The following is a 22,615-nucleotide window of genomic DNA, read 5'->3' as shown; positions in this document are numbered from 1 at the left end:
ATGAAAAAAGGCTCTGCAGAATGCAGAGCCTTTTGATTGCGCTAGCAGTGCCAGGGGATCAACCCAACCACTTGCGGGCGTTGCGCCAGACGCGCATCCAGGGACTGAATTCAGACTTATCGCCCGAAGTCCAGCTCATCTGCACATTGCGGAACACGCGCTCGGGGTGAGGCATCATCGCGGTGAAACGCCCATCGGCCGTGGTCACAGCTGTCAAACCACCAGCCGAGCCATTGGGGTTGAACGGATACTGTTCGGTAGGCTGGCCGTGGTTGTCCACATAGCGCATGGACTTGACCACCTGCTGGGCATTGCCACGGAACTGGAAGTTGGCAAAGCCCTCGCCATGCGCCACGGCGATGGGCAGACGGGAGCCGGCCATGCCTTGCAGGAACAGGCTGGGCGACTCCAGCACTTCCACCATGCTCAGACGCGCCTCGAAGCGGTTGCTCTGGTTTTGCGTGAAGCGCGGCCAGTCCTGCGCACCGGGGATGATGTCGGCCAGTTCGGCAAACATCTGGCAGCCGTTGCAAACGCCCAGACCGAAAGTGTCGGTACGACCGAAGAAGGCCTGGAACTGCTCGGACAGACGGTCGTTGAAGGTGATGGAGCGTGCCCAGCCAATGCCCGCACCCAGGGTGTCGCCGTAGCTGAAGCCGCCACAGGCCACCACACCGGCGAAGTCCTTGAGCTGCGCACGGCCGGACTGCAGGTCGCTCATGTGCACGTCCACCGCATCAAAGCCGGCTTCGGTGAAGGCGTAGGCCATTTCCACATGGGAGTTCACGCCCTGCTCGCGCAGCACCGCCACGCGAGGCCTCGCAGCCACGTTGATGAAGGGCGCTGCCACGTTCTCCTTGGGATCGAACGTCAGATGCACATGCATGCCGGGGTCGGTGGGTTCGCCCGCCACAGCATGCTCGCTGTCGGCGCACACGGGGTTGTCGCGCTGCTGGGTGATCTTCCAGCTCACGGCATCCCAGACCTGGTGCAGATCGGACAGGGTTGCGCCGAATACCTTGTTCGCATCGCGCCACACCTGCAGCTCGCCCTTGCCGGCGTCCACAGGGGACGAAGCAGGACGGGTCTTGCCGATGACATGGCTGCACTGGATCAGGCCATGTTCGCGCAGCACCTGCAGCACTTCGGCACGGTCCTCGGTCCTGATCTGCAGCACGGCGCCCAGTTCTTCGTTGAACAGCGCGCGCAAGGTCAGGTCTTCGCGACGGCCGGAGACCTGCTTGCCCCAGTTCTTGCCTTCGCCGCTGTCCATGCGGCTGTCGGAGATGCCATCACCTTCGGTGATCAGCATGTCCACATTCAAGGCCACGCCCACATGGCCGGCAAAGGCCATTTCGGCGGCCGTGGCCAGCAGGCCGCCGTCGCCCTTGTCGTGGTAGGCCAGGATCAGTCCCTTGGCACGCAGCGCATTCACTGCATCCACCATGGCGATCAGATCCTTGGGCTCATCCAGATCCGGCACTTCGTTGCCCGACTGATTGAGCACCTGACCGATGATGGAGCCGCCCATGCGCATCTTGCCGCGGCCCAGGTCGATCAGCACCAGGGTGCTGTCTTCCACCTCGGCGTCGAGCTGGGGCGTGAGCGTGGTGCGCACATCGTCGATGGCGGCAAAGCCGGTGATGATCAGGCTCACAGGCGAGGTGACCTTCTTTGTCTGGCCGTTCTCACTCCACTGCGTGCGCATGGACAGGGAGTCCTTGCCCACGGGAATCGAGATGTTCAGCGCAGGGCACAGCTCCATGCCCACAGCCTTGACGGTGGCGTACAGCGCAGCGTCTTCACCGGCCTCGCCGCAGGCGGCCATCCAGTTGGCCGACATCTTCACCTTGGACAGCTCGATGGGGGCGGCCAGCATATTGGTGATGGCTTCGGCCACGGCCATGCGACCCGAGGCGGGCGCGTTGATGGCGGCCAGCGGTGTGCGCTCGCCCATGGCCATGGCTTCACCCTTGAAGCCCTTGTAGTCGGCCAGGGTCACGGCCACGTCAGCCACCGGCACCTGCCAGGGACCGACCATCTGGTCGCGATGGGTCAGGCCACCGACGGCGCGGTCGCCGATGGTGATCAGGAAGCGCTTGGAAGCCACCGTGGGGTGGGCCAGCACTTCGATCACGGCCTTTTCCAGCGGCACACCGGTCAGGTCCATGGCGGGCAGCTCGCGCTCCACGCTGGTCACATCCTTGTGCACCTTGGGTGGCTTGCCCAGCAGCACGTTCATGGGCATGTCCACGGGGAACTTCTGGTCGCCGGACTCGACCGCCGTGTCCTCCAGCACCAGCTGGCGCTCTTCGGTAGCCGTGCCGATGACGGCAAACGGGCAGCGCTCGCGTTCGCAGAAGGCCGTGAACTGCTCCAGCGATTCCGGAGCAATGGCCAGCACGTAACGCTCCTGCGATTCGTTGGACCAGATTTCCTTGGGCGACAGGCCGGACTCTTCGAGCTTGACGGCTCGCAGGTCAAAGCGTGCACCGCGCCCGGCATCGTTGGTCAGCTCGGGGAAGGCATTGGAGATACCACCGGCACCCACGTCGTGGATGGCCAGGATGGGGTTGCCAGCGCCCTGCTGCCAGCAATGGTTGATGACTTCCTGAGCACGGCGCTCGATCTCGGGATTGCCACGCTGCACCGAGTCAAAGTCCAGTTCCGCGGCATTGGTGCCCGAAGCCATGGAGCTTGCCGCACCGCCGCCCATGCCGATGCGCATGCCGGGGCCGCCCAGCTGGATCAGCAGCGTGCCCGCCGGGAACTCGATCTTCTTGGTCAGCTCGGAATCGATCACGCCCAGGCCGCCGGCGATCATGATGGGCTTGTGGTAGCCGCGGGTGATGTCGCCGACCTGCAGCTCGTATTCGCGGAAATAGCCGGTCAGATTGGGACGACCGAACTCGTTGTTGAACGCCGCGCCGCCCAGAGGGCCTTCGATCATGATCTGCAGCGGGCTGGCGATATGTTCGGGCTTGCCCACTTCGCTGCCCCAGAGCTTGGAGACGGTGAAGCCAGTCAGGCCAGCCTTGGGCTTGGAGCCACGGCCGGTTGCGCCTTCGTCACGGATTTCGCCGCCGTTGCCGGTCGATGCGCCGGGGAAGGGCGAAATCGCCGTGGGGTGGTTATGTGTTTCCACCTTCATCAGCACATGGTTGGTAGCCGCCTGCTTCTGATAGCTGGGGGCGCTGATTGCATCTGCCTTGGCATCAAACTTGGCGACAAATCGCTCGACCTCATGGCCTTCCATGATGGAAGCGTTGTCGGCATAGGCCACCACAGTGTGCTGGGGCGAGACCGCTTCGGTGTTGCGGATCATGCCGAACAGCGATTTTTCCTGCTCTACGCCGTCGATGGTGAACTTGGCGTTGAAGATCTTGTGGCGGCAGTGCTCGGAGTTGGCCTGCGCGAACATCATCAGCTCCACGTCCGTGGGATTGCGCTTGAGGTCGTTGAAAGCGTTGACCAGATATTCGATCTCGTCTTCGGCCAGGGCCAGGCCCCATTGCTTGTTTGCGGCTTCCAGCGCTGCGCGGCCGCCGCCCAGCACATCCACAAACTCCATGGGTTGTGCCGCCAGGGTGGTGAACAGTTGCTCGGCCTCTGCGCGTGTCGCAAACACGGACTCGGTCATGCGGTCGTGCAGCAAAGCGGCGACCTGAGCGGTCTGCTCTGTCGACAGCTCGGGCTTACCGCCCAGCAGGCCGGACTTCATGTCCACGCGATACTCGGTCATGCGTTCCACACGGAACACATTCAGGCCGCAGTTACGGGCGATATCGGTGGCCTTGGAGGCCCAGGGTGAGATGGTGCCCAGGCGGGGTGTGACGATGAAGGCCAGGCCTTCAGCATTGCCCGTATAGGGGTCACCATAAGTCAAGAGCGCCGACAGGCGCTCTTGCAATGCGGACGCAACTGCGCCCTCGGTGGCTACCAGGTGCACAAAGCGTGCAGATACGCCGGTGATCTTGGGGTGGATGGCGACCAGATCGGTCAGAAGCTGTTGGGCGCGGAACGAGCTCAGGGCGTTTCCACCCTCAAACTGTGTCAGATGCAATGTCACGTGGCGGCCTGTTTATGTGAAGGCTGTTGAAAAGCGTCCTGGTCAATCCCCTGCCTGAGAGGACCTGGCCAAAGCGCTGAATTCGGTGAGCCTCGGATTTTACCGTGCCTCGGGGTTAGTCCGAATGCTCACACCCACAAGCCCTGCATGTTCAAGCGCGCAATGGGATAATTGCGGCCATGAGCATCACACTGAAGACCCCCGAAGACATCGAGCGCATGCGCGTTGCAGGCCGCTTTGCTTCGGATGTGCTGGACTACATCACCCCCCACATCAAACCCGGCATCACCACCCAGCAGATCGACGATCTGTGCGCCAAGCGTATGGCCGAGCAAGGCACCAAGACGGCCTGCCTGGGCTATCAGCCTCCGGGTATGACGCCCTACCCGGCCTATGTCTGCACCTCGGTCAACCATGTGGTGTGCCACGGCATCCCCAACGACAAGCCTTTGAAGAAGGGCGATATCGTCAATGTCGACGTGACCATCATCACCGAAGACGGCTGGTTCGGCGACAACAGCCGCATGTTCATCATTGGCGAAGGCACGATTGCGGCCAAGCGCCTGTCCAGGCTCACGTTCGAAGCCATGTGGAAGGGCATTGCCCAGGTCAAGCCCGGTGCCACGCTGGGCGATATCGGCCACGCCATCCAGACCTACGCGGAAAGCAACAACCTGTCCGTGGTGCGCGAATACTGCGGCCACGGCATCGGCAAGGTGTTCCACGACGAACCCCAGGTGCTGCACTACGGCCGCCCCGGCGAAGGCGTGGTGCTGGAAGAAGGCATGGTCTTCACCATCGAACCCATGCTGAATCTGGGCAAGCGCGACATCAAGGCCATGCCCGACGGCTGGACCGTCGTCACCAAGGACCGCAGCCTGACCGCCCAGTGGGAGCTGATGCTGGCCGTCACCAAGACCGGCTATGACGTGCTGACCTGGTCCGAGGGCTCACCCACTCCGCCTGACTTCATCACGTCCATCCGCACCTGAGCGCGCTGCCGCCGCTGACCTGCATGCCGCACCGGCCAAAGCCGGATGCGGCATATTTTTTGCTTGCAGACCTTGTACTACAAGCGCCATGCGCTCATCTTTTTGCCATCACAGGCCTCAAGCCCAAGTCAGTTGGGTTAAGGTGACGCTCAAGCACTTGCCCTGTTGAAACGCTTTTTTCTACTGCGCATGACCTCCCCTGCCCACTCCTACGCCCACTCTGCCGACGTCTCCGACCTCTCCTCGCTACAGGGCCTGCGCGAGCAATACCGTGAGGCCAAGGCCCGGCAGATGGAGTTGCTGCGCAACCCCACGCTGGGCAGACGCAGCGTGCGCGGAGTGCTGCACCATTTCAGTGAACTGGCCGACGGTCTTCTGCGCACCCTCTGGCAACGCGCGCAGATGCCGCAGGGCGCAGCCCTGCTGGCCGTGGGGGGTTATGGACGCGCCCAGCTCTTTCCCTATTCGGACATCGATGTGCTGGTGTTGCTGCCCCAAAGCAGTGCACAGCCGGCTGCGGAATTGGCGGCCAGCATCGAGCAGTTCATCAGCAGTTGCTGGGATGCAGGCCTGGAAATCGGCTCCAGCGTGCGCAGCATCGCCGAATGCCTGCAGGAGGCTGCGCAGGACCTGACGGTGCAGACCGCCATGCTGGAGTCACGCCGCATCACCGGCAGCAAGGCCTTGTTTGCCGACTTCGAGCAGGCGTTTCGCGCGCAACTCGATCCCAAGGCTTTTGTCGAAGGCAAGCTGCTGGAAATGCGCCAGCGCCACGCCAAATATGACTTCACGCCCTATTCGCTCGAGCCCAACTGCAAGGAATCGCCCGGCGGGCTGCGCGATCTGCACACCATGCTCTGGCTGGCCAAGGCAGCAGGCTTCGGCAACAGCTGGCATGAACTGGCCGAGCAGGACCTGATCACCCATTTCGAGGTTCAGCAGCTCGAATCCAATGAATCCCTGCTCAGCCTGATCCGTGCCCGCCTGCATGCCTCTGCCGGCCGCCATGAGGACCGGCTGGTCTTTGACCTGCAGACCGCCGTGGCCGAAGCCTTTGGCTACCGCTCCACTACGCCGGAAGGCCGCAAGCTGGCCATGCGCGCTGGCGAGACCCTGATGCGTCACTATTACTGGGCCGCCAAGGCGGTGACCCAGCTGTGCCAGATCGTGCGCATGAGCATCGAAGAGCGCCTGAACCCCGGATCGCACGAGCTGATTCAGCTCAATGATCGCTTTTGCGAGAAGGCCGGCACCATCGAGGTGGTCAGCGACGATCTGTACGAGCGCGATCCGCATGCCATTCTCGAAACCTTTCTCATGTATGAGCAGCATGAGGGATTGACGGGTCTGTCGACGCGCACCCTGCGCGCGCTGTATGCCAGCCGCGATGTGATGGACAGCGCCTTCCGTCGCGACCCGGTCAATCGCGCCACCTTCATGAAGATCCTGCAGCAGCCGCGCGGCATCACCCATGCCATCCGGCTGATGAATCAGACCTCGGTACTGGGTCGCTATCTCTGGCCCTTCCGCCGCATCGTTGGACAGATGCAGCACGATCTGTTCCACGTCTACACCGTGGACCAGCATATCCTGATGGTGCTGCGCAATGTGCGGCGCTTCTTCATGGCCGAGCATGCCCATGAGTATCCGTTCTGTTCCCAGCTCGCCGCGGGCTGGGACAAGCCCTGGATCCTGTATCTGGCTGCTCTCTTCCACGATATCGGCAAGGGCCGAGGCGGCGATCACTCCGTGATCGGCGCCGTCGAAGTCAAGCGTTTTTGCCGCGCCCACCAGATCGACAAGGCCGATGCGGAGCTGGTCGAGTTTCTGGTGCGCGAGCACCTGACCATGAGCCAGGTGGCCCAGAAGCAGGACTTGTCCGACCCCGATGTGATTCGCGCCTTTGCCGAACGCGTCGGCAACGAGCGCAAGCTCACCGCCTTGTACCTGCTGACGGTGGCCGACATTCGCGGCACCAGCCCTAAGGTCTGGAGCGCCTGGAAAGGCAAGCTGCTGGAAGACACCTACCGCCTGACCTTGCGCGTGCTGGGTGGCCGCGCCCCGGATGCCGCCGCCGAAATCGAAGCCCGCAAGCGTGAGGCACTGGTGCAGCTGGCCCTATCCGCCCAGCCTTTCGAGTCCCACAAGAAACTCTGGGAGACACTGGATGTGAGCTACTTCATGCGCCATGAAGCGGCCGACATCGCCTGGCATACCCGCCATCTCTCACGCCATGTGGGCCAGGGCAAGCCTGTGGTACGCGCCCGGCGGTCGCTGGCCGGCGAAGGCCTGCAAGTACTGGTCTATGCACCTGACCAGCCCGATCTGTTTGCCCGCATCTGCAGCTACTTCGATCGGGCCGGGTTTTCCATTCTCGATGCGCGCGTGCACACGGCCAACAACGATTACGCACTGGACACCTTCCAGGTCGTCGCACCCACCATGCAGGAGCAGTACCGCGAACTCATGCACATGGTGGAAAGCGATCTGACGCAGACCCTGCTGCAGGGCGGCCCGTTACCCACGCCATCGCAAAGACGACTGTCGCGCCGCGTCAAAAGCTTTCCATTCGCTCCGCGCGTCATCCTGCGCCCCGATGAAAAAGCCCAGCACTGGCTGCTGTCCATCTCCGCGTCAGACCGCGCCGGCCTACTCTACATCATTGCGCGCATCCTGGCCCAGCACCATATCAGCGTGCATCTGGCAAAGATCAGCACCCTGGGCGAGCGCGTGGAAGACACCTTCCTCATCGAAGGCCCTGAACTGCAGGACAACAACAGTCAGTTGCGCATGGAGACCGAGCTGCTCAAGGCCCTGGCCCAGCCCGGTTGAACCAGGCCTGGCAATTCGGGCTTTAGTTTGATGATTCGCTGCCGATAAGCAGTCACCACTACTACGGAAAGCCCATGCAGCTCGCCTCCAATGAAGTTGCGGCATCGCCGCCCACCACACGCAGTGGCCTGTTTCATATGCCGTTGTTTCGCCCCGGCACCGAGGTCACTCAGAATGGCCGACGCGAAATCGTCAGCCATGTCATCTTGCGCAGACGCGAACTAATGGTCTACCTCCGAGGTCACGACGACCCGGTAAAACCCGATCGCCTGAGTCTTGCCCCCACGGTGTTCACCACCGAGCGCAGGCCCGAGCCGCTGACCTGGTTTCTTTGATCCCTCAAAACAAGAAAGCCGCTGAGCTCATGGCATCAGCGGCTTTTTCTATGGAACCCGGCTGTCAGCCCAGTTTGATCTGGGCGTTGGCCATGACCTGACCCAGTTGCACCGGCGCCGCCGGCTGCCACTGCGGATTGAACTGCAGGCCTGCAGCCTGAGGAAACAGCATGACCACGGTGGAGCCAAGCTGAAAGCGGCCCATCTCCTCGCCGCTGGCCAGCGTCACTGCTTCGGCACCCTCGTAATTCCAGGTCTTGATATGGCCTGGGCGGGGCGGGTTGACCAGACCGTGCCACACCGTGGCCATGCTGCCCACGATCGTCGCGCCCACCAGTACCAGCACGAAGGGGCCATGGTCGGTATCGAACACGCAGACCACGCGCTCGTTGCGCGCAAACAGGCCGGGTACGCCACGTGCGGTAACCGGGTTCACCGAGAACAGATCACCTGGCACATAGGTCATGCTGCGCAGCTTGCCGGCACAAGGCATATGAATGCGGTGATAGTCGCGCGGGCTCAGATAGATCGTGGCAAAACTGCCGTTATCGAACTGACGAGCCAGAGCCGCATCGCCTCCCACCAGGGCAGTCGCACTGTATTGATGCCCCTTGGCTTGAAATATCTGCTCGCCTTCGATCCTGCCGAACTGGCTGATCGCACCATCTACCGGGCAAATCCAGTCCGCCTGTGCCAGAGGGCGAACACCATCCTTGAGCGCACGTGTGAAAAAGGCATTGAAGGTCTTGTAGGCAGCAGGATCGGGATTGGCCGCTTCGGCCATGTTCACCTGGTAGCGCTGGATAAAGCGGCGAATGACCGCCGTCGTCAATCCGCCAGCTTCGGCTTGCGCCAGTTTTCCCATCAGCGCGGTCAGCGCCTGCTTGGGCAAGAAATATTGGGAAAGTACGGCAAGTCGATCAGACACAATGGGATTTTGCTATCAAAGTTATAGAGCTGTCGAACAGGATTCTAGCCAAGACCACGGCAGCGGCGGCTGTCTTTGAGGGCTACAGGCGTTTTCCCCATCCAGGCAACCACCCGGTCATGGCATCTCAATGATGCAAGCGTCATGACAAAGACCCATGCACCCGTCTCATCGCTGCGACGCTTTACCCCTTTATGAGGGCATAAGCGAAGGCTAGACGCTACAATTCCAATGTTTAGCTGAATGCTGTTTCACAGCATGGCTTGATTGGATATCGGCCTTTTGTTCGGTCTGCGCAAACAGCGCAGCGCCCTTGCCACATTGAGGCCTGAGCACTTGTACTGCTCAGGCCTTTTCCGTGGTGATGACGAGCAAGCGCCGCAACTGACCTTTTCTGAGAGATTGAACAAATGGCCAAGGAAGAACTGATTGAAATGCAAGGCTCCGTGACGGAAGTCCTGCCTGACTCGCGTTTTCGCGTCACACTGGACAACGGTCACCAACTGATTGCCTATACCGGCGGCAAGATGCGCAAGCACCACATCCGCATTCTGGCCGGCGACAAAGTGTCTTTGGAAATGTCGCCCTACGACCTGACCAAGGGCCGCATCACCTTCCGCCATCTGGCCAACCGTGGCCCGGCCCCCACGACACCTCGTTCAAAATAAATAGCGCCTCGCCATAAAAATTCGGCACTTTCAAAAAATGAGCAATTTTTTGTAGTTAGAATAGAGGCTTCGGAGCGTAGCGCAGCCTGGTAGCGCATCTGCTTTGGGAGCAGAGGGTCGCGAGTTCGAATCCCGCCGCTCCGACCAAATGACAAGGGGTTAGATCGAAAGATCTAACCCCTTTTGTCTGTCTATGCTTCGCAACTTTGCCGGCTTATACGCGCCATCATATTTATTTGTGGCTTGGCAGCAGACCAAGAACCGCCTTACCCCTCTAAGGCCAGCACGAAACATTGATGCCTTGCGCCCTCAAGGCAAGAAAACCGGCTGCCTCCGCAATTCCAGCTTCCACACCTTCGGCCAAAGGTGACACATGCAGGAGCTCTCCGTGAGCGATGAAGCAGCCCTCTCATCACCCGTGCGTCATGTCACCCGGGCGTAGCCTTGGCTGACACAAGAGAACAAGAAAAGCCGACGAGACAAAGCCCTGGCCACAGCAACCAGCTCTCGCCTGACAGAAGGCAAAAAAGAAAAAGCCCCGGCTGCTACAGCCAGGGCTTGGGAATTGGCGCCAGGGGTTAAGCCATCTTTCAGTGCTACAACCTGAACCTAGCGACGCGTATCTTGCTCTCGAAATATGACATAAAGATGGCAAAAAAGCCCTGACCGTTTCCGACCAGGGCTTTATTGGTTGCGAGGGCCGGATTTGAACCAACGACCTTCGGGTTATGAGCCCGACGAGCTACCAGACTGCTCCACCTCGCGATATTCCGCGTCGGGGGCCAACCACCATTCCTAGGCGCCAGCATGATTTCCCCGACCGCTGGATTGTAGCACATATGTATAAATTCACAGCATGAATAAATATTCAGTAATGAACCCGGACAGGAAGCAACACAAAAGCCAAATGGCCAACCTAGCCGGGTTTGCTCTTTAGAGCACTTGCAGCTTATTTTTTTGACCGCCTCTTGAATCGCTTCTTTCAGATCACCGGCCTTCTTCTGAGCGAAGCCTTCAACCTCCTTTGCGATCCCCCTGGCTTCTTGTTCAGGACTGACTATGAGTTCACCAAACCTCTCCTGAACCCCGCCCGCAGCATCCTTCGGCGCACCCTTGGTTTGATCAGGATTCATGATGCCCTCCTTATGAACAAAGCCGCGAAATGCGGATTGGGTCAAAGTTAAGCTCTAGCGAGAGCCTACGGCCGTGGGACCAGCCAAGGCATCCATGCAGCACAAGCCCTTACACGTTATCAACGTGCTCACAACGGTAAACGCAAAATAAGGCGCCAGCGGATCATGCTTGGGACTTTGGCCACGCCGCTGAATACCGCTAAACAGGCAGGACATACGCCTCAGTGTCGCGATGAATGGCCGCTATAGAGGTATGCCTTATCGGGCATACGTCAGCAGCATCCGAAATATCAACCAGAGGGAACGCAGACCATGGGTTGAGCATCATGCAAGCCCTGGCCAGGCGCCAGCGCACAGAGTTCAAGTGCTCACTCTTCAGGACTTAGGCCGCAGACAGCACATGATGGAACTTCATGGACGCGGCCTGCAGCTCAAGCTGAGCCTGTCTAGCGCCAGTCCACAATAAAAGAGATTGATGGTTCATCTTCCTGCAGCAGAGACTGATACCGCTCCTCGGCACTGGCACATCGCAACCTCTTCAAACGCTCCTGAACCCAGCGCCCGTATCTATCGAGCAACTCTTGGAGCAATTCAGTTTCATACCTCCAGGCATTGGCACTTTCTTTCTATAGTCCTGAGAATCGCACGGCTATTTGCAAACGATTCTCAATTGCGTTTATGATTCATCTCATGGTGCAGCAAATCGCTGTACCGCCTCTTCATCGTGGGGCGCTGACAAGCGAGGGCTTGCAGCGTTTTAGCTAGCCAGCGGCCCTCTCCTATTAGCCAAGCCTTTTTTCCACGATCGAGCCAGTAAGTCGACTGCCACAGCAGCACGGCCAAATACCATTGCGCAATCACAAGCCCGTCTCCGTCTGGAGCACCTGTCAGAGTTTCTCGACCGCGCCATCACGCACAGCACATGGCTGACAGAGCCCTGCACCAGATTGACTGCCAGTATCCGGCAAAACCCTGCCATCGCCGCTAATGATCCAACTCGCTGCGTTGCGGCGAAGAGGATGAAGAACCATGACCAAACCGCTTGGCGCCATCGCGCTTGCCGTCTGCCCTGCGCAGCAGCGATACCCTGAGCCGCTGGTCCGGCTTGGGCGGATACCGACCTCAGCCTCCTCCTGGCGGTGCGATCCGAGTCGCTGCACGCGCAGCCTTTCCTGTCCGGGCAGACAGCCAGTGACTGGACGACAGGACCGTGCAATGCCTGCCTGAGAATCTGTAAGCACACCTCACTACTTACATTCCTGTCAACGAACTGACACAGTCAAACGTTAAAAAGAAACACATCAGCTTCCATCCACCCTTCAAGGAGTTGCCATGACCTACCTGTACGCCGCCTATCCTGAACTCAAAGCGACGATTCAAGAGATCATGACGCCAATGCCGGAACCGCGCTCCCCTGAAGAAGTTCTGCGGATGCTGTCCCAGAACCCTCCCGAAGGCGAGTACAGCGTCGACGCTTTCTAAACAGTCTCCAGATAAACCAAGCCACCTCAAAGGTGGCTTTTTTGTGTTTGAGGCCTAGCGTCGACCATGCCCACGCCCGCCGTGGTGCTTATGTCCTCCGCCATGACCACCTGACCGATGGCCATGATGCTTGTGGCCGTGCGGATGCCCGTAGAACCCATCATGGTGACGGTGCCCATAACCATGTCCGTGATGTGCATAGCAGCCGGACAAGAACAACGCGAATGCCGAGACTCCAAGTAACTTTTTCATAGCAACAAGTCTAGGTTATTCAATCGCTTACAGGTATTCGATGTGTAAGCAAGTGAAGCTCCTGCCCACACCTCGCCGGCCTTGAACTGGTTGTTTGTTTCTGTGGCCTCGTATGAGCCTGACTTTGGTGAGGCACCACAGCCCCGGATGGCTGTGATGCGAGCCCAGGAATGCAGCTTGAGCATCAGAAGCGCCTTGTCGCCAGGGCCAATACCGTGTCGGAGGGCTTTGTTGCATAACTCCATTTGAGGCGGTGCTTTCCCCAGCCCCAGACCCAGTTATGCAACGGCCCCACCGTCTGCAGCATGCACAGCTCAGTCAATCGATTGAGGATGGATGCACGAATATTGAGCTCAACGACTTGACGCTCAAACGTCCTGGCCATCGCTTTCTCCCCCAGGCGTTTGAAGCAATTCATCTTGGTTGGCACCAAGCTGTAGCGGTGGTAGCCCCTGCAGCGCTTCCAGATAGTGCGCCCCACTCGCTTGCACGCCTTAACGGCCTCGTTGCGATGCGTAAAGGCCAACCCTTTACGCAGTCTTGCTCCTTTACGTGGCGGGATGATGAGGATGAGGATGGCACTGCGGCCGTGACATGCTTCACGCACATCCTGTGCCCCATATGCACCGTCGCCGGTGAAGCTGGCCGCCTCTTCAGGTATTGGATATTTGGCCAAGCAGCTCAGCCGCTACTGGCGAGTCACCCACCTCGTTAGTGATCACGACGATGGCTCAAATCTGCAGTGTCTATGCATCTATACCCAGCCGCACCTTGCGCCACTGGCGACGGCGCCATGCTTCCTGGCTTTCCATTCACCTCCCCCCAAGAACTTGATGCTCATGGAGTCTGCGAGCAAATACAGGCCACTTCGGCTTGGACGGGAGTGCACCTGAACCTCCAACCCCTTCGGATGCTCAAATCACCTCGGGCCTTCAATGCTGTGCTGTACGACTTCGAGTTTATGGTGCGGCAAGCGCTGCTTGCTCCAGCTCGATTCACTCATCCGGTGGGGCCATCGCAGTTGAGTGCAGGAGTTATGCAACAGCGCCCTGCCGTAGTGATACTGCACATCGTCTTCTTTCGGGGCGGCCGCGGCTCAACCATGAGCGGCAACTGAAGGCGCGCACCGCCAACAACCACTGTCACGAGGCGTTCAGCGCCGGACGGTCTGTTTCGCGAGGAAGGAGAACTTCAAAGCGGCCTGCGCACCCTGCTCAGCAGGGCTGCAAAAACAAAAATGCCTCACAAGAAAACCTGTGAGGCATTTTATAAACTGGGGTGGCTGATGGGACTCGAACCCACGACAACAGGAATCACAATCCTGGACTCTACCAACTGAGCTACAGCCACCGTAGAAGTCTCTATTCTACTTCAGATTTGAGCTCTCCAATCAAATTTGAGAGCAACAAACACTGAACTAGCAACGATTCAAGGTAAAAACCTCTCATCAAGTAAAAACGCTCTGCGCTGCAGAGCGTTTTCAAAATTCTGGGGTGGCTGATGGGACTCGAACCCACGACAACAGGAATCACAATCCTGGACTCTACCAACTGAGCTACAGCCACCGTAGAAGCATCTATTGTAATGCATAAATCAGACCGCAAATAAACTCGCGCCTGATTTAAATGCCTTACTGAGGACGCGCAACCTTGATCTGGACCTTGAAGGTCTTCTTCAACTGTTCATAGTAGGCCATGACTTCAGCCATGGAAGACCACTGCGTGAACTGCGCCTTTTGCTGCTCCAGCACCTGAGCATCTTGCGCAGGACGCTGGGCAATGCGGTTGACCTTTATCACCGCGTAACCTGCATTGCCAAGATCGACACCCTCCCATGCAGGCAGGGCATTCGTGGGGGCGCGCAATGCGGCATCCAGCACTTCACGCGGCAGATCCCTGGCTTGATCGCGCCCCACCTCGACGGCCGCAGGCAGCTGGGCAGCTTCAGGCTTGGCCTTCCATTCGGCCATCTTGGCCTTGCCTTCCTGCTTGGCCAGCTCTGCGGACTGATGCGCCACATATAGTTGCTTGAGCTTCTCACCCACTTCATCCATGGACTGAGTATGCGCAGGAGCATAGCTCAGCACACGGCCAGCCACCAGGTTGCTGGGAGCCAGCTCTACTGCGTCGGTATTGCGCTTGTTCTCCAGAGAATCTGCGGAGAACAGCGCCTCAAGGAAACGCTTGTTGGCCAGAGGACCTTGCGCACCAGGGGCTGGCTCACGCGTCACGTTCTCGACCTTGTGAATGCTCAGCTTGAACTTCTCGGCCACAGGCTTGAGGCTTTCGGACTGCTCGTAAACGGCGTTGGAGAAGGCTTCTGCCGCCTCTGCAAACTTGCGCTGAGCCTGTTGCTGCTTGAGGTCTGCTTCCAGCTTGGGACGCATTTCCTCGAACGAGGGGACCTTGGGCTGCTTGATGCCGGTCAGCTCGATGATGTGAAAGCCAAAGTCAGACTCGACCACATCGCTGATGTCGCCCTGCTTCATCTTGAAAACGGCTTCTTCAAATGGCTTGACCATGGCATCTCGGCCGAAGTAGCCCAGATCACCACCATTGGCAGCAGAGCCGGGGTCCTGCGAATTGGCCTTGGCCACCTGGGCAAAGCTCTTGGGATCCTTGCGCACCTGGGCCAGCAGTTGCTCTGCCTTGGCTTTGGCCTTTTCACGCTCTGCAGCTGGAAGATCCTTGGCCGCATTGATCAGGATGTGGCTGGCACGACGCTCTTCCGGGCCGGCAAGACGGGCCGCGTTTTCCTTGTAATAGGTGCGCAGATCATCTTCACTCAGGACAATGCTCTTCTCTACCGTCGCCACATCCAGTTGCACATATTCCACTGTGGCAGCCTCGGGCTGCTTGAACTGGCTGGTGTGCGATTCATAGAAGGCCTTGAGTTCGGCTTCCGTGGGCTGTACCTTGCCGACAAAAGCGCTGGCATCAAACCGGGCAACCTGAATTTCGCGGCGCTGATACAGAGCATCCATGGCCTGCTGCAGCTGTGCAGCAGTTGTGAAGCTGGTCGAGGACACGGAACCCAGTACCTGATTGAGAGCCAGTTCACGACGCAGATTGGCTTCAAACCCTTCGGGGGTCATGCCCTGCGAGCCCACCAGAGCCTTGTAGGCTTCGGCATCCAGCGAGCCATCGGGCTTTTGCAATGAGGCAATCGCGGGGATTTCACGCAAGGTACGCACCAGTTGTGCATCGGGCGTTGTCAGGTGCATCTTGGCAGCAGCTGCAGCCAGCACGCGATCACGCACCAGCTTTTCCAGCGTGGCATAACGCGCCTCTGGCGAGTCGAGAAGCTTGGCATCCATGGTCGGATTCTGCGCACGCAGGCGGTCGCTTTCAGCCCTGTGAGCGTTATCCCAGTCCTGCTGGGTGATGTCATGCCCATCCACGCGGGCCACGGTCTGGCTGGACTCGGTGAAGTAGTTCTGGTTGACTCCGACAAAAATGAAAGAGGGAATGATCAGCAAGAACAACAAGATCATCACGAACTTGGAATGCTTGCGGATGGATTCGAACATGGTCAATCTTTCTGCGGCAGCAAAAATAAAGGCGAACTTACGTTCGCCTCATTAACAATGGTGAAAGCCGTGCGACCCGCTTGCGCCACCGACCGGGCCTCTACAGGGCACTGATGCTCTACAGAACTGCCATCCAACCTCCACCAACAGGGTTAGGCTAATCCTGTCCATTCTAACTGCCAGCTTTTCCATTGCCGCTGTAGAGCCAGTGCATCTTGCATAGAAATACCCCGCACAACCGTGACCTTCAGTAGCAACAAACGCCGAAACGCACAGAAGGCTTAGCACTCTCCAAGCCTTCTGTGCGTTTTGGTGGTGGGTACTGGATGCCCCGAACCGCCGCCCCACTCTGCGCAAAGCTTCATATCTCCATAAATATCAGCGAGTTGCAGAAATCTCCAGCTTTCCTGAGTACCCACATTCGAAGATGACGCACACGCACGCGAGTGCTCAAGCATGAACTGTTTGACGCCTGGCCCAGGCTACGGAAGCTGCTCGCAGAACACCCTTATCCGATACTGCAGGCGTCCTCCTTGGCTTGCTCGTCGACACCTCAAAGACGACACCCTGAGCGCGCGATGTGAAGGGCCTGGGCAATGCGAAAAGGTCAGGGTGAGGCTGCATGGCATCGACGCCCCCGAACGCAAACGACCATTCGGTGAAAACCGCTCGGTGAGCGTGCTCGGTTGGTTCTGGCCGAGCTGGCGCTTCTCAGAAGGAAGCCGAACTGCGCCGCACCAAGACAGGCCGGCACAGGCGACAAATCTGCTCCAGTGCATGTCAGCCGCCTTCCAGCAGGTGGCCCTTCTCCACCCGGTACCTGCGTGAGGGTCAACTGACACCGGTTGGGCCGTCGATCAGCGCTGGCAGATCGTCTCGGGGAATAAGAAGCTCCTGGTGAGTCTCACCATCTTCTGCCAACTTCGACTCGTCGCCAGGGTTGTTCAGGTGGTTGCCTCACCACGGAGCGTCTCGATCTTTTCCCAGACACCCTCATACAGGGGAACGTCGATGTGAAAAATCGTTGCGAACGTGTCGGCCAATTGATCGGCGCTCGAGATGCGCTGTTCGGTAGTGCTGTCTGCCGTTACGCGGCACAGACAATCGTTTTTCAGGCCGACATAGCCATTTGGCGTATGCCGCAGAATCGCCAGCGCGTTGGTGAACGGAGAGCCAGGATCCTGCGTCAGCCAGCCAAGCATGCTGGAGATGGCAATCTCATCGCTGTAATCGGGCCGGAAATCGAAACTGTGCGCCATGCCACGCGTATGGTTCCTGAAGCGCAGCCAACCGTCGTCCGTCGGCATGATCGAAAAATCGAAGCCGCGTTGGCTGATCGGCCCCGGGGCAAGCGGCACAGGCTCGACGATGGCATCGGACAAGCCAACCTCTGCGAGATAGGGACGATCAAGATCAACACGCAAGCTCAGATGGTTACCAATGACCGCATCGCCCAGGATTTCACGATTGACACCGCTACACAGGCGGGTCACGCGAAACCCTAAAGCGTCGAGTGCAGCCCCGAACAGCCCGTTCATCTCGTAGCACCAGCCTCCTCGCTGGCCCTTCACCATTTTTGTGAAGGCAGCGGCTGATGCGATCGAAGACGGCCATCCCATGAAAGCATCCAGTGCCTCCCAGGTAAAGGTCATGAGATGGGCCCGATGCAGTTTTGACAGACTGTCGTGGTCGAGCGAAACAGGCTGATTGACCCCGATCTTTGCGAGATAGGCGTCCAACTGGTCAGGCGCCAGGGTCATTCCACCCTGGCTGGGTGAGTCATGTGCCATTTCGGGTTTTCCTCTCAAGGACTGCCTCAGATTGGAGGTGCCCTGCAAGTTATACCTGTCTCACAGCCCCCTATCTATAGGACTAAAGGATTCAGAGAACGTATGCCCGAACTATTGTGTAACCAGCTCGGACTTCAGCAATAGGCGCCTCCTCCAAACTCCTGCAATCCAGGGTACTGGAATGTGCAGCGACCACGTTGCCAAGCTTGAGTGGCCGCAACCTGTCGTCGCCTAACTCTGAACACAGCCGAGCGAGCTGCGCTCCTGGCCGAGAGCCGTGGCCGCACACAACACACCCGGTCGTTTCAGACTCGCCTGTCCATGTCCGCGATGCTTCGGTTGTCGCCGACCTGATGGATAGCATGGCCTCGCCGTCACTGCTCAAAAAACGGTCATCCGGAGGCCGATGGTGGTGCGCGTCCACGACGGTTTTCCGATGAGTGACGCTTAAGCACCAATAGAGCGTGCTGCAGTAGCTTTGCCCGAAGTGAGCCGCCGCGTGCCTACACGCCCTCACCGAACCATTGTGCAAACCGCTGCTAGATTCTCCCCATGGACTCTGTGCCCGGGCCGTCTGCAGGGCAACATGTGCTCAGGAATCAGCCTTTGCCCCGCTTGAACAAGCGCCTGACTCAATTGTCCGCAGACTCACTCTAGCCGCACTGCAGCTCAAGGCTTCAGAGCGGGCACAACGCTTGGTCCAGCACCCCCATAGCGGTCGCGGAAGCAGCGAGCAGGCGCGGGCGCGACACGCCGTCACGAGCCTGTACTGAGATGCCGTGCAACTGCGTGGCATAGAAGTCGCCCAGGGACTGCACATCCGCATCCTTTCGCAACTCGCCCTCGTCCATTGCGCGTTGCAGTCGGTCGATGATGGACTGTGTGCGCTGGCGACGGTGCACGGCCAGCCAGGCTGCCACTTCCTCGTTCTCTTGCGCAAAATTGGTCGCTGCCATGACAACCATGCAACCTTGTGGCCGGCTTGGTTCCGTATAGGTGGTCGCCGCATCGCGCAGCATGCGTGAGATGGCTTCACGCACCAGTGACTCTTCGGCCAAGGCCCGATCGGCAAAGCAGCCGGCCCCGGACTCATAGCGTTGTATGGCTTCGCGGAACAGTGCCTGCTTGCTGCCAAAGGCAGCATAGATGCGGGCCGAGGCGATGCCCATGGCCTGGACCAGGTCGGCCATAGATGTGCCCTCATAGCCGCGCTGCCAAAACGCCAGCATGGCGCACTCCAGCGCCTGGTCCCGATCAAATTCCCTGGGTCTTCCAGCCATCTTCCTTGTTCCTCTCAAAAGTCGGTGCGGCATCTTAGCGGCGTGTCATCCACGCCGCAGCACACCTGCCTGTCGAAAGCGACTGCGTTTGCGTGATACTATTCTTTGTCGATTGACAAACAATACATCAAAGCAAGGAAAAACACATGCAGACAATCAAGGGGCCAAGCCTTCATCTTGCGCAGTTCGCCGACGACAAGGCTCCGTTCAATTCGCTGGAGGACATTGCACGCTGGGCCGCAGGCGTGGGCTTCAAGGCCTTGCAGATCCCGGCCTGGGACCAGCGCCTGTTCAACGTGGCCACCGCCGCGCAAAGCCAGGCCTACTGCGACGACGTCAACGGCATGCTTGCCTCGCACAGCCTGGTGGCCAGCGAGCTGACCACGCACATCTTTGGCCAGCTCGTCGCCGTGCATCCTGCCTACGACGCCATGTGCGACAGCTTCGCCCCCGAGGCCCTGCGCGGCAATCCGCAGGCGCGCACGGCCTGGGCGCTGGAGCAGCTCAAGCGCTCGGCCCGCGCCTCGCGCCGCATGGGCCTGACGGAGATGGGTACGTTCTCGGGCTCCTTCGCCTGGCCCTATCTGTTCCCGTTCCCGCAGCGCCCAGCGGGCCTCATCGAGACCGCCTTCGAGGAGTTGGCACGCCGCTGGCGCCCCATCCTGGACGCCTGCGACGAGCAGGGCGTGAACCTGTGCTACGAGATCCACCCCAGCGAGGACCTGCACGACGGCACGAGTTTCGAGCGCTTCCATGAACTGGTCGGTCACCATGAACGCTGCAAGATATTGTTCGATCCCAGCCACTTCGTGCTGCAGCAGCTGAACTATCTCGACTACATCGACATCTACCGCGAGCACATCCGCATGTTCCATGTGAAGGACGCGGAATTCCTGCCCAGCGGGCGCCAGGGCATCTACGGCGGCTATTCCTCCTGGCTGGAACGGGCGGGGCGCTTCCGCTCCCTGGGTGACGGGCAGGTGGACTTCAAGACCATCTTCTCCAAGTTCGCCCAGTACGACTACCAGGGCTGGGCATCTCTGGAATGGGAGTGCTGCCTCAAGGATCAGGAGGACGGCGCACGGGAAGGCGTGGACTTCATCAACCGCCACATCATCCGCGTGACCGACAGGATCTTCGACGACTTTGCCGGTGCCCCCGTGGGCCAGCGCCAGATCAACACCATGCTCGGCATCGCCTGAGCCCCCCGGCTTCCGATTCAAAAAAAGGAAACAGACCCATGAATGCTTTCCCCTCCACCCTTGCGCAAGCCCAGGATGATTTCACCCACGACTATGTGCGCATCGACGGCCGCCGCGTCCACTGCATCATGGCCGGCCAGGGCTCGCCGGTGCTGCTGATCCCGGGCTGGCCCCAGACCTGGTATGCCTGGCGCCACGTCATGCAAGCGCTGGCTGCGCAGGGTTTTCAGGCAATTGCCGTCGATCCGCCGGGCACCGGTTTTTCGGACCGGCCTGAGACGGGCTACGACACGGGTGCCATCGCGCAGACCCTGCACCGCACCATGCTGGCACTGGGCCACGAGCGCTACCAGGTCGCGGGCCACGATGTGGGCATGTGGGTGGCCTATGCGCTGGCCAGCGACCAGCCCCAGGCCGTGCAATCGCTTGCGCTGACCGAGGCCGTGATCCCGGGCCTGGCTCCAGAGCCCAGCATCTTCGCGCCGCCTGAGCAGAACATCTTCCTGTGGCATTTCATGTTCAATCAACTGGCCGACCTGCCCGAGACTCTGATCGCGGGCCGCGAGCGCGCCTATCTGGAATTCATGTTCAATCGATGGTCGCTGCGGCGTGATCGTGTGGCCGTTGATGCCTATGTCGACGCCTATGCGGCACCGGGCGGGCTGCGCGGCGGCTTCGCCTATTACCGGGCAATTCCCGAGACCATTCGACAAAATCGTGAACGCGCAAAGCGCCCGCTGAGCATGCCGGTGCTGGCCATAGGTGCCGAGCACGCGACAGGCGATGCGCCGCTGGCCACACTGCGTGGGCATGCCCATGATCTGTCCGGCGTGATCGTGCCCGATTGTGGTCACTTCATCATGGAGGAGGCGGCCCAGGCCTTCATCGCCGAACTGCTGCCGTTCTTGCAAAGGACGCGGTAATCATGCCTCTGGACACTGATATTGCTCGCTACCTGCGGGAGCAGGCCCGGATGCCCCAACCCCCAACTGCGCCCACGCTGGCGCAGCTGAGGCAGGCCACTGACATCGGACTGCGTGCACTGCATGGGCCGGCCGAGCCCGTTGCGCGTACGGGAGATTTCACGCTGCGTGCGCGCGACGGTGCCCCGCTGCGTCTGCGTGTGTACTGGCCGTCGGCATCCGACGCGCCCCAGCCTGCCCTGGTCTTCGCGCATGGCGGGGGCTGGTGCCTTGGTTCCATGGAGCTGTACGACAACCCCTGCCGTGCGCTCGCTGTTGCGACGGAGGCGGTGGTGATCTCGGTGGACTACCGGCTGGCCCCCGAGCACCGCTTTCCGGTGCCGCTGCAAGACTTCTGCGACGCCTTGAGCTGGACCTTCGAACAGGCCGAAAGGCTTGGACTGGACCGCAGCCGCATCGCTGTGGCCGGAGACAGCGCGGGCGGCAACCTCGCTGCAGCAGCCTGTCTGGCCGCTAGGCATGGAGATGGTTGGGGTGCCGGCGGCGCGCCAAGCATTGCCCACCAACTATTGCTGTACCCGGCACTGGACGCCGCCATGGGCTCCCCGTCCTTCGATCTGTTCGGCGATGGCCACTCCCTAACCCGAGCGACCATGGCGTATTGCTACGAAGCCTACCTTGCAGATCCTGCGCAAGGGCGACTGGAGCAAGTGTCCCCGTCACGCGCCGAAAGCCTGGCCGGTTTGCCACCAGCCACGGTGATCAGTTGCGAGTATGACCCGCTGCGCGATGAAGCCGAGGCCTATGCCGCTCGCCTGCAAGAGGATGGCGTGCTCGTGACGGCCGTGCGCCTGCCGGGCATGATCCATGGGTGCATCCACATGCTGGGGCTAGCCCCGGCAGCGCGCCAACTGCTCTACATGGCAGGCATCGGCGTGCGACGGGCGCTGGGCTAGGGCCAGTCATCCGTCCTCTGCCGCATCTTGACGACAAGGCTGCACTGCGCCGGCCAGCCCAACAGCTTGCCGGCGGCGACCTGCGCGTTCAGCGCATTGCCGCCCAAGATTGACTGAGGTATCGCGGCCTGAAGGACCTGTAATGACTGAAGCCTCTCAAGCCTGCGGCTGCGCGTAACCAAGATCAGCCTGAAGTCGATGTTGGCGTTGACCGGTCACCATTGCGCTTCAGGCCGTATCCGAT

Annotated in this window: 14 protein-coding genes, 4 tRNA genes and 1 pseudogene; 9 read left to right on the top strand and 10 right to left on the bottom strand. The window is 59.9% G+C overall.

Annotation, left to right across the window (positions count from 1 at the left end; all coding sequences use genetic code 11):
* Nucleotides 1-58: 58 nt before the first annotated feature.
* On the bottom strand, nt 59-4,069 hold the full coding sequence (gene purL, locus DFO48_RS00680; RefSeq protein ID WP_114862236.1) for a phosphoribosylformylglycinamidine synthase: 4,011 nt from the start codon (nt 4,067-4,069) through the stop codon (nt 59-61).
* A 179-nt stretch (nt 4,070-4,248) separates the two neighbouring features.
* Here purL and map point away from each other — a divergent pair, with 179 nt between their 5' ends.
* The 3 genes from map (at nt 4,249) to DFO48_RS00665 (ending at nt 8,228) form a co-directional block, all read left to right on the top strand.
* Nucleotides 4,249-5,061, top strand: coding sequence for a type I methionyl aminopeptidase (gene map, locus DFO48_RS00675; RefSeq protein WP_003080687.1), 813 nt, complete (start codon nt 4,249-4,251; stop codon nt 5,059-5,061).
* A gap of 189 nt (nt 5,062-5,250) precedes the next feature.
* Nucleotides 5,251-7,893: a [protein-PII] uridylyltransferase gene (locus DFO48_RS00670; protein ID WP_042437996.1), complete on the top strand. Its 2,643-nt coding sequence runs from the start codon at nt 5,251-5,253 to the stop codon at nt 7,891-7,893.
* A 74-nt stretch (nt 7,894-7,967) separates the two neighbouring features.
* A complete protein-coding gene (locus DFO48_RS00665; protein WP_003056528.1) occupies nt 7,968-8,228 on the top strand; it encodes a hypothetical protein in 261 nt (86 codons plus the stop codon).
* Nucleotides 8,229-8,292: 64 nt separating this feature from the next.
* On the opposite strand, the gene asd is transcribed toward DFO48_RS00665, so the two are convergent.
* Nucleotides 8,293-9,156, bottom strand: a complete 864-nt coding sequence (gene asd / locus DFO48_RS00660) for an archaetidylserine decarboxylase (protein WP_034350012.1) — start codon at nt 9,154-9,156, stop codon at nt 8,293-8,295.
* 410 nt (nt 9,157-9,566) lie between these two features.
* Between asd and infA the strand changes: the two genes are divergently transcribed.
* Entirely contained in the window at nt 9,567-9,824 is a 258-nt protein-coding gene (gene infA, locus DFO48_RS00655) for a translation initiation factor IF-1 (protein ID WP_003056533.1), read from the top strand.
* A 70-nt stretch (nt 9,825-9,894) separates the two neighbouring features.
* Nucleotides 9,895-9,971: transfer RNA gene (locus DFO48_RS00650), tRNA-Pro, on the top strand.
* A gap of 541 nt (nt 9,972-10,512) precedes the next feature.
* Here DFO48_RS00650 and DFO48_RS00645 read toward each other — a convergent pair.
* Nucleotides 10,513-10,589, bottom strand: a tRNA-Met gene (locus DFO48_RS00645).
* 1,700 nt (nt 10,590-12,289) lie between these two features.
* Between DFO48_RS00645 and DFO48_RS25345 the strand changes: the two genes are divergently transcribed.
* Nucleotides 12,290-12,439, top strand: a complete 150-nt coding sequence (locus DFO48_RS25345) for a hypothetical protein (RefSeq protein ID WP_003080696.1) — start codon at nt 12,290-12,292, stop codon at nt 12,437-12,439.
* A 26-nt stretch (nt 12,440-12,465) separates the two neighbouring features.
* On the opposite strand, the gene DFO48_RS25245 is transcribed toward DFO48_RS25345, so the two are convergent.
* From DFO48_RS25245 to DFO48_RS00605, 7 genes and pseudogenes are all read right to left on the bottom strand, one after another.
* Entirely contained in the window at nt 12,466-12,618 is a 153-nt protein-coding gene (locus DFO48_RS25245) for a hypothetical protein (protein ID WP_158545650.1), read from the bottom strand.
* 365 nt (nt 12,619-12,983) lie between these two features.
* A pseudogene (locus DFO48_RS00635) lies at nt 12,984-13,598 on the bottom strand (IS5 family transposase); the annotation flags it as partial.
* 367 nt (nt 13,599-13,965) lie between these two features.
* Nucleotides 13,966-14,041, bottom strand: a tRNA-His gene (locus DFO48_RS00630).
* 139 nt (nt 14,042-14,180) lie between these two features.
* Nucleotides 14,181-14,256, bottom strand: a tRNA-His gene (locus DFO48_RS00625).
* Nucleotides 14,257-14,321: 65 nt separating this feature from the next.
* Nucleotides 14,322-16,220, bottom strand: a complete 1,899-nt coding sequence (locus DFO48_RS00620; RefSeq protein WP_003080701.1) for a SurA N-terminal domain-containing protein — start codon at nt 16,218-16,220, stop codon at nt 14,322-14,324.
* Nucleotides 16,221-17,164: 944 nt separating this feature from the next.
* Nucleotides 17,165-17,980 carry an arylamine N-acetyltransferase gene (locus tag DFO48_RS00610; RefSeq protein WP_233506258.1) on the bottom strand — a complete coding sequence of 272 codons (816 nt, stop codon included), beginning with the start codon at nt 17,978-17,980 and terminating at the stop codon, nt 17,165-17,167.
* 707 nt (nt 17,981-18,687) lie between these two features.
* Nucleotides 18,688-19,239: a TetR/AcrR family transcriptional regulator gene (locus DFO48_RS00605; protein WP_233506257.1), complete on the bottom strand. Its 552-nt coding sequence runs from the start codon at nt 19,237-19,239 to the stop codon at nt 18,688-18,690.
* A gap of 197 nt (nt 19,240-19,436) precedes the next feature.
* On the opposite strand from DFO48_RS00605, the gene DFO48_RS00600 reads away from it, so the two are divergent.
* Genes DFO48_RS00600 through DFO48_RS00590 form a run of 3 tightly spaced genes read left to right on the top strand, consistent with a single transcriptional unit; the run spans nt 19,437 to nt 22,371 of the window.
* A complete protein-coding gene (locus DFO48_RS00600; protein ID WP_114862232.1) occupies nt 19,437-20,492 on the top strand; it encodes a sugar phosphate isomerase/epimerase in 1,056 nt (351 codons plus the stop codon).
* A gap of 38 nt (nt 20,493-20,530) precedes the next feature.
* Entirely contained in the window at nt 20,531-21,415 is an 885-nt protein-coding gene (locus DFO48_RS00595; protein ID WP_114862231.1) for an alpha/beta fold hydrolase, read from the top strand.
* A gap of 2 nt (nt 21,416-21,417) precedes the next feature.
* A complete protein-coding gene (locus DFO48_RS00590; protein WP_114862230.1) occupies nt 21,418-22,371 on the top strand; it encodes an alpha/beta hydrolase in 954 nt (317 codons plus the stop codon).
* Nucleotides 22,372-22,615 lie beyond the last annotated feature (244 nt).

Source organism: Comamonas sp. AG1104 (genome assembly GCF_003350425.1).
In the GTDB taxonomy this organism is placed as follows: Bacteria; Pseudomonadota; Gammaproteobacteria; order Burkholderiales; family Burkholderiaceae_C; genus Comamonas; species Comamonas testosteroni.
Note: the sequence above shows the minus strand (reverse complement) of the source record. Positions and strands in the feature narration are given on the sequence as shown.

Coding starts and splice junctions, on each gene's coding strand:
- map (WP_003080687.1), top strand. CDS start 4,249: ATGAGCATCACACTGAAGACCCCCGAAGACATCGAGCGCATGCGCGTT.
- DFO48_RS00590 (WP_114862230.1), top strand. CDS start 21,418: ATGCCTCTGGACACTGATATTGCTCGCTACCTGCGGGAGCAGGCCCGG.
- DFO48_RS00610 (WP_233506258.1), bottom strand. CDS start 17,980: ATGACCCTGGCGCCTGACCAGTTGGACGCCTATCTCGCAAAGATCGGG.
- DFO48_RS00600 (WP_114862232.1), top strand. CDS start 19,437: ATGCAGACAATCAAGGGGCCAAGCCTTCATCTTGCGCAGTTCGCCGAC.
- DFO48_RS25345 (WP_003080696.1), top strand. CDS start 12,290: ATGACCTACCTGTACGCCGCCTATCCTGAACTCAAAGCGACGATTCAA.
- DFO48_RS00665 (WP_003056528.1), top strand. CDS start 7,968: ATGCAGCTCGCCTCCAATGAAGTTGCGGCATCGCCGCCCACCACACGC.
- DFO48_RS25245 (WP_158545650.1), bottom strand. CDS start 12,618: ATGGGCACCGTCACCATGATGGGTTCTACGGGCATCCGCACGGCCACA.
- infA (WP_003056533.1), top strand. CDS start 9,567: ATGGCCAAGGAAGAACTGATTGAAATGCAAGGCTCCGTGACGGAAGTC.
- DFO48_RS00605 (WP_233506257.1), bottom strand. CDS start 19,239: ATGCTGGCGTTTTGGCAGCGCGGCTATGAGGGCACATCTATGGCCGAC.
- DFO48_RS00670 (WP_042437996.1), top strand. CDS start 5,251: ATGACCTCCCCTGCCCACTCCTACGCCCACTCTGCCGACGTCTCCGAC.
- DFO48_RS00620 (WP_003080701.1), bottom strand. CDS start 16,220: ATGTTCGAATCCATCCGCAAGCATTCCAAGTTCGTGATGATCTTGTTG.
- DFO48_RS00595 (WP_114862231.1), top strand. CDS start 20,531: ATGAATGCTTTCCCCTCCACCCTTGCGCAAGCCCAGGATGATTTCACC.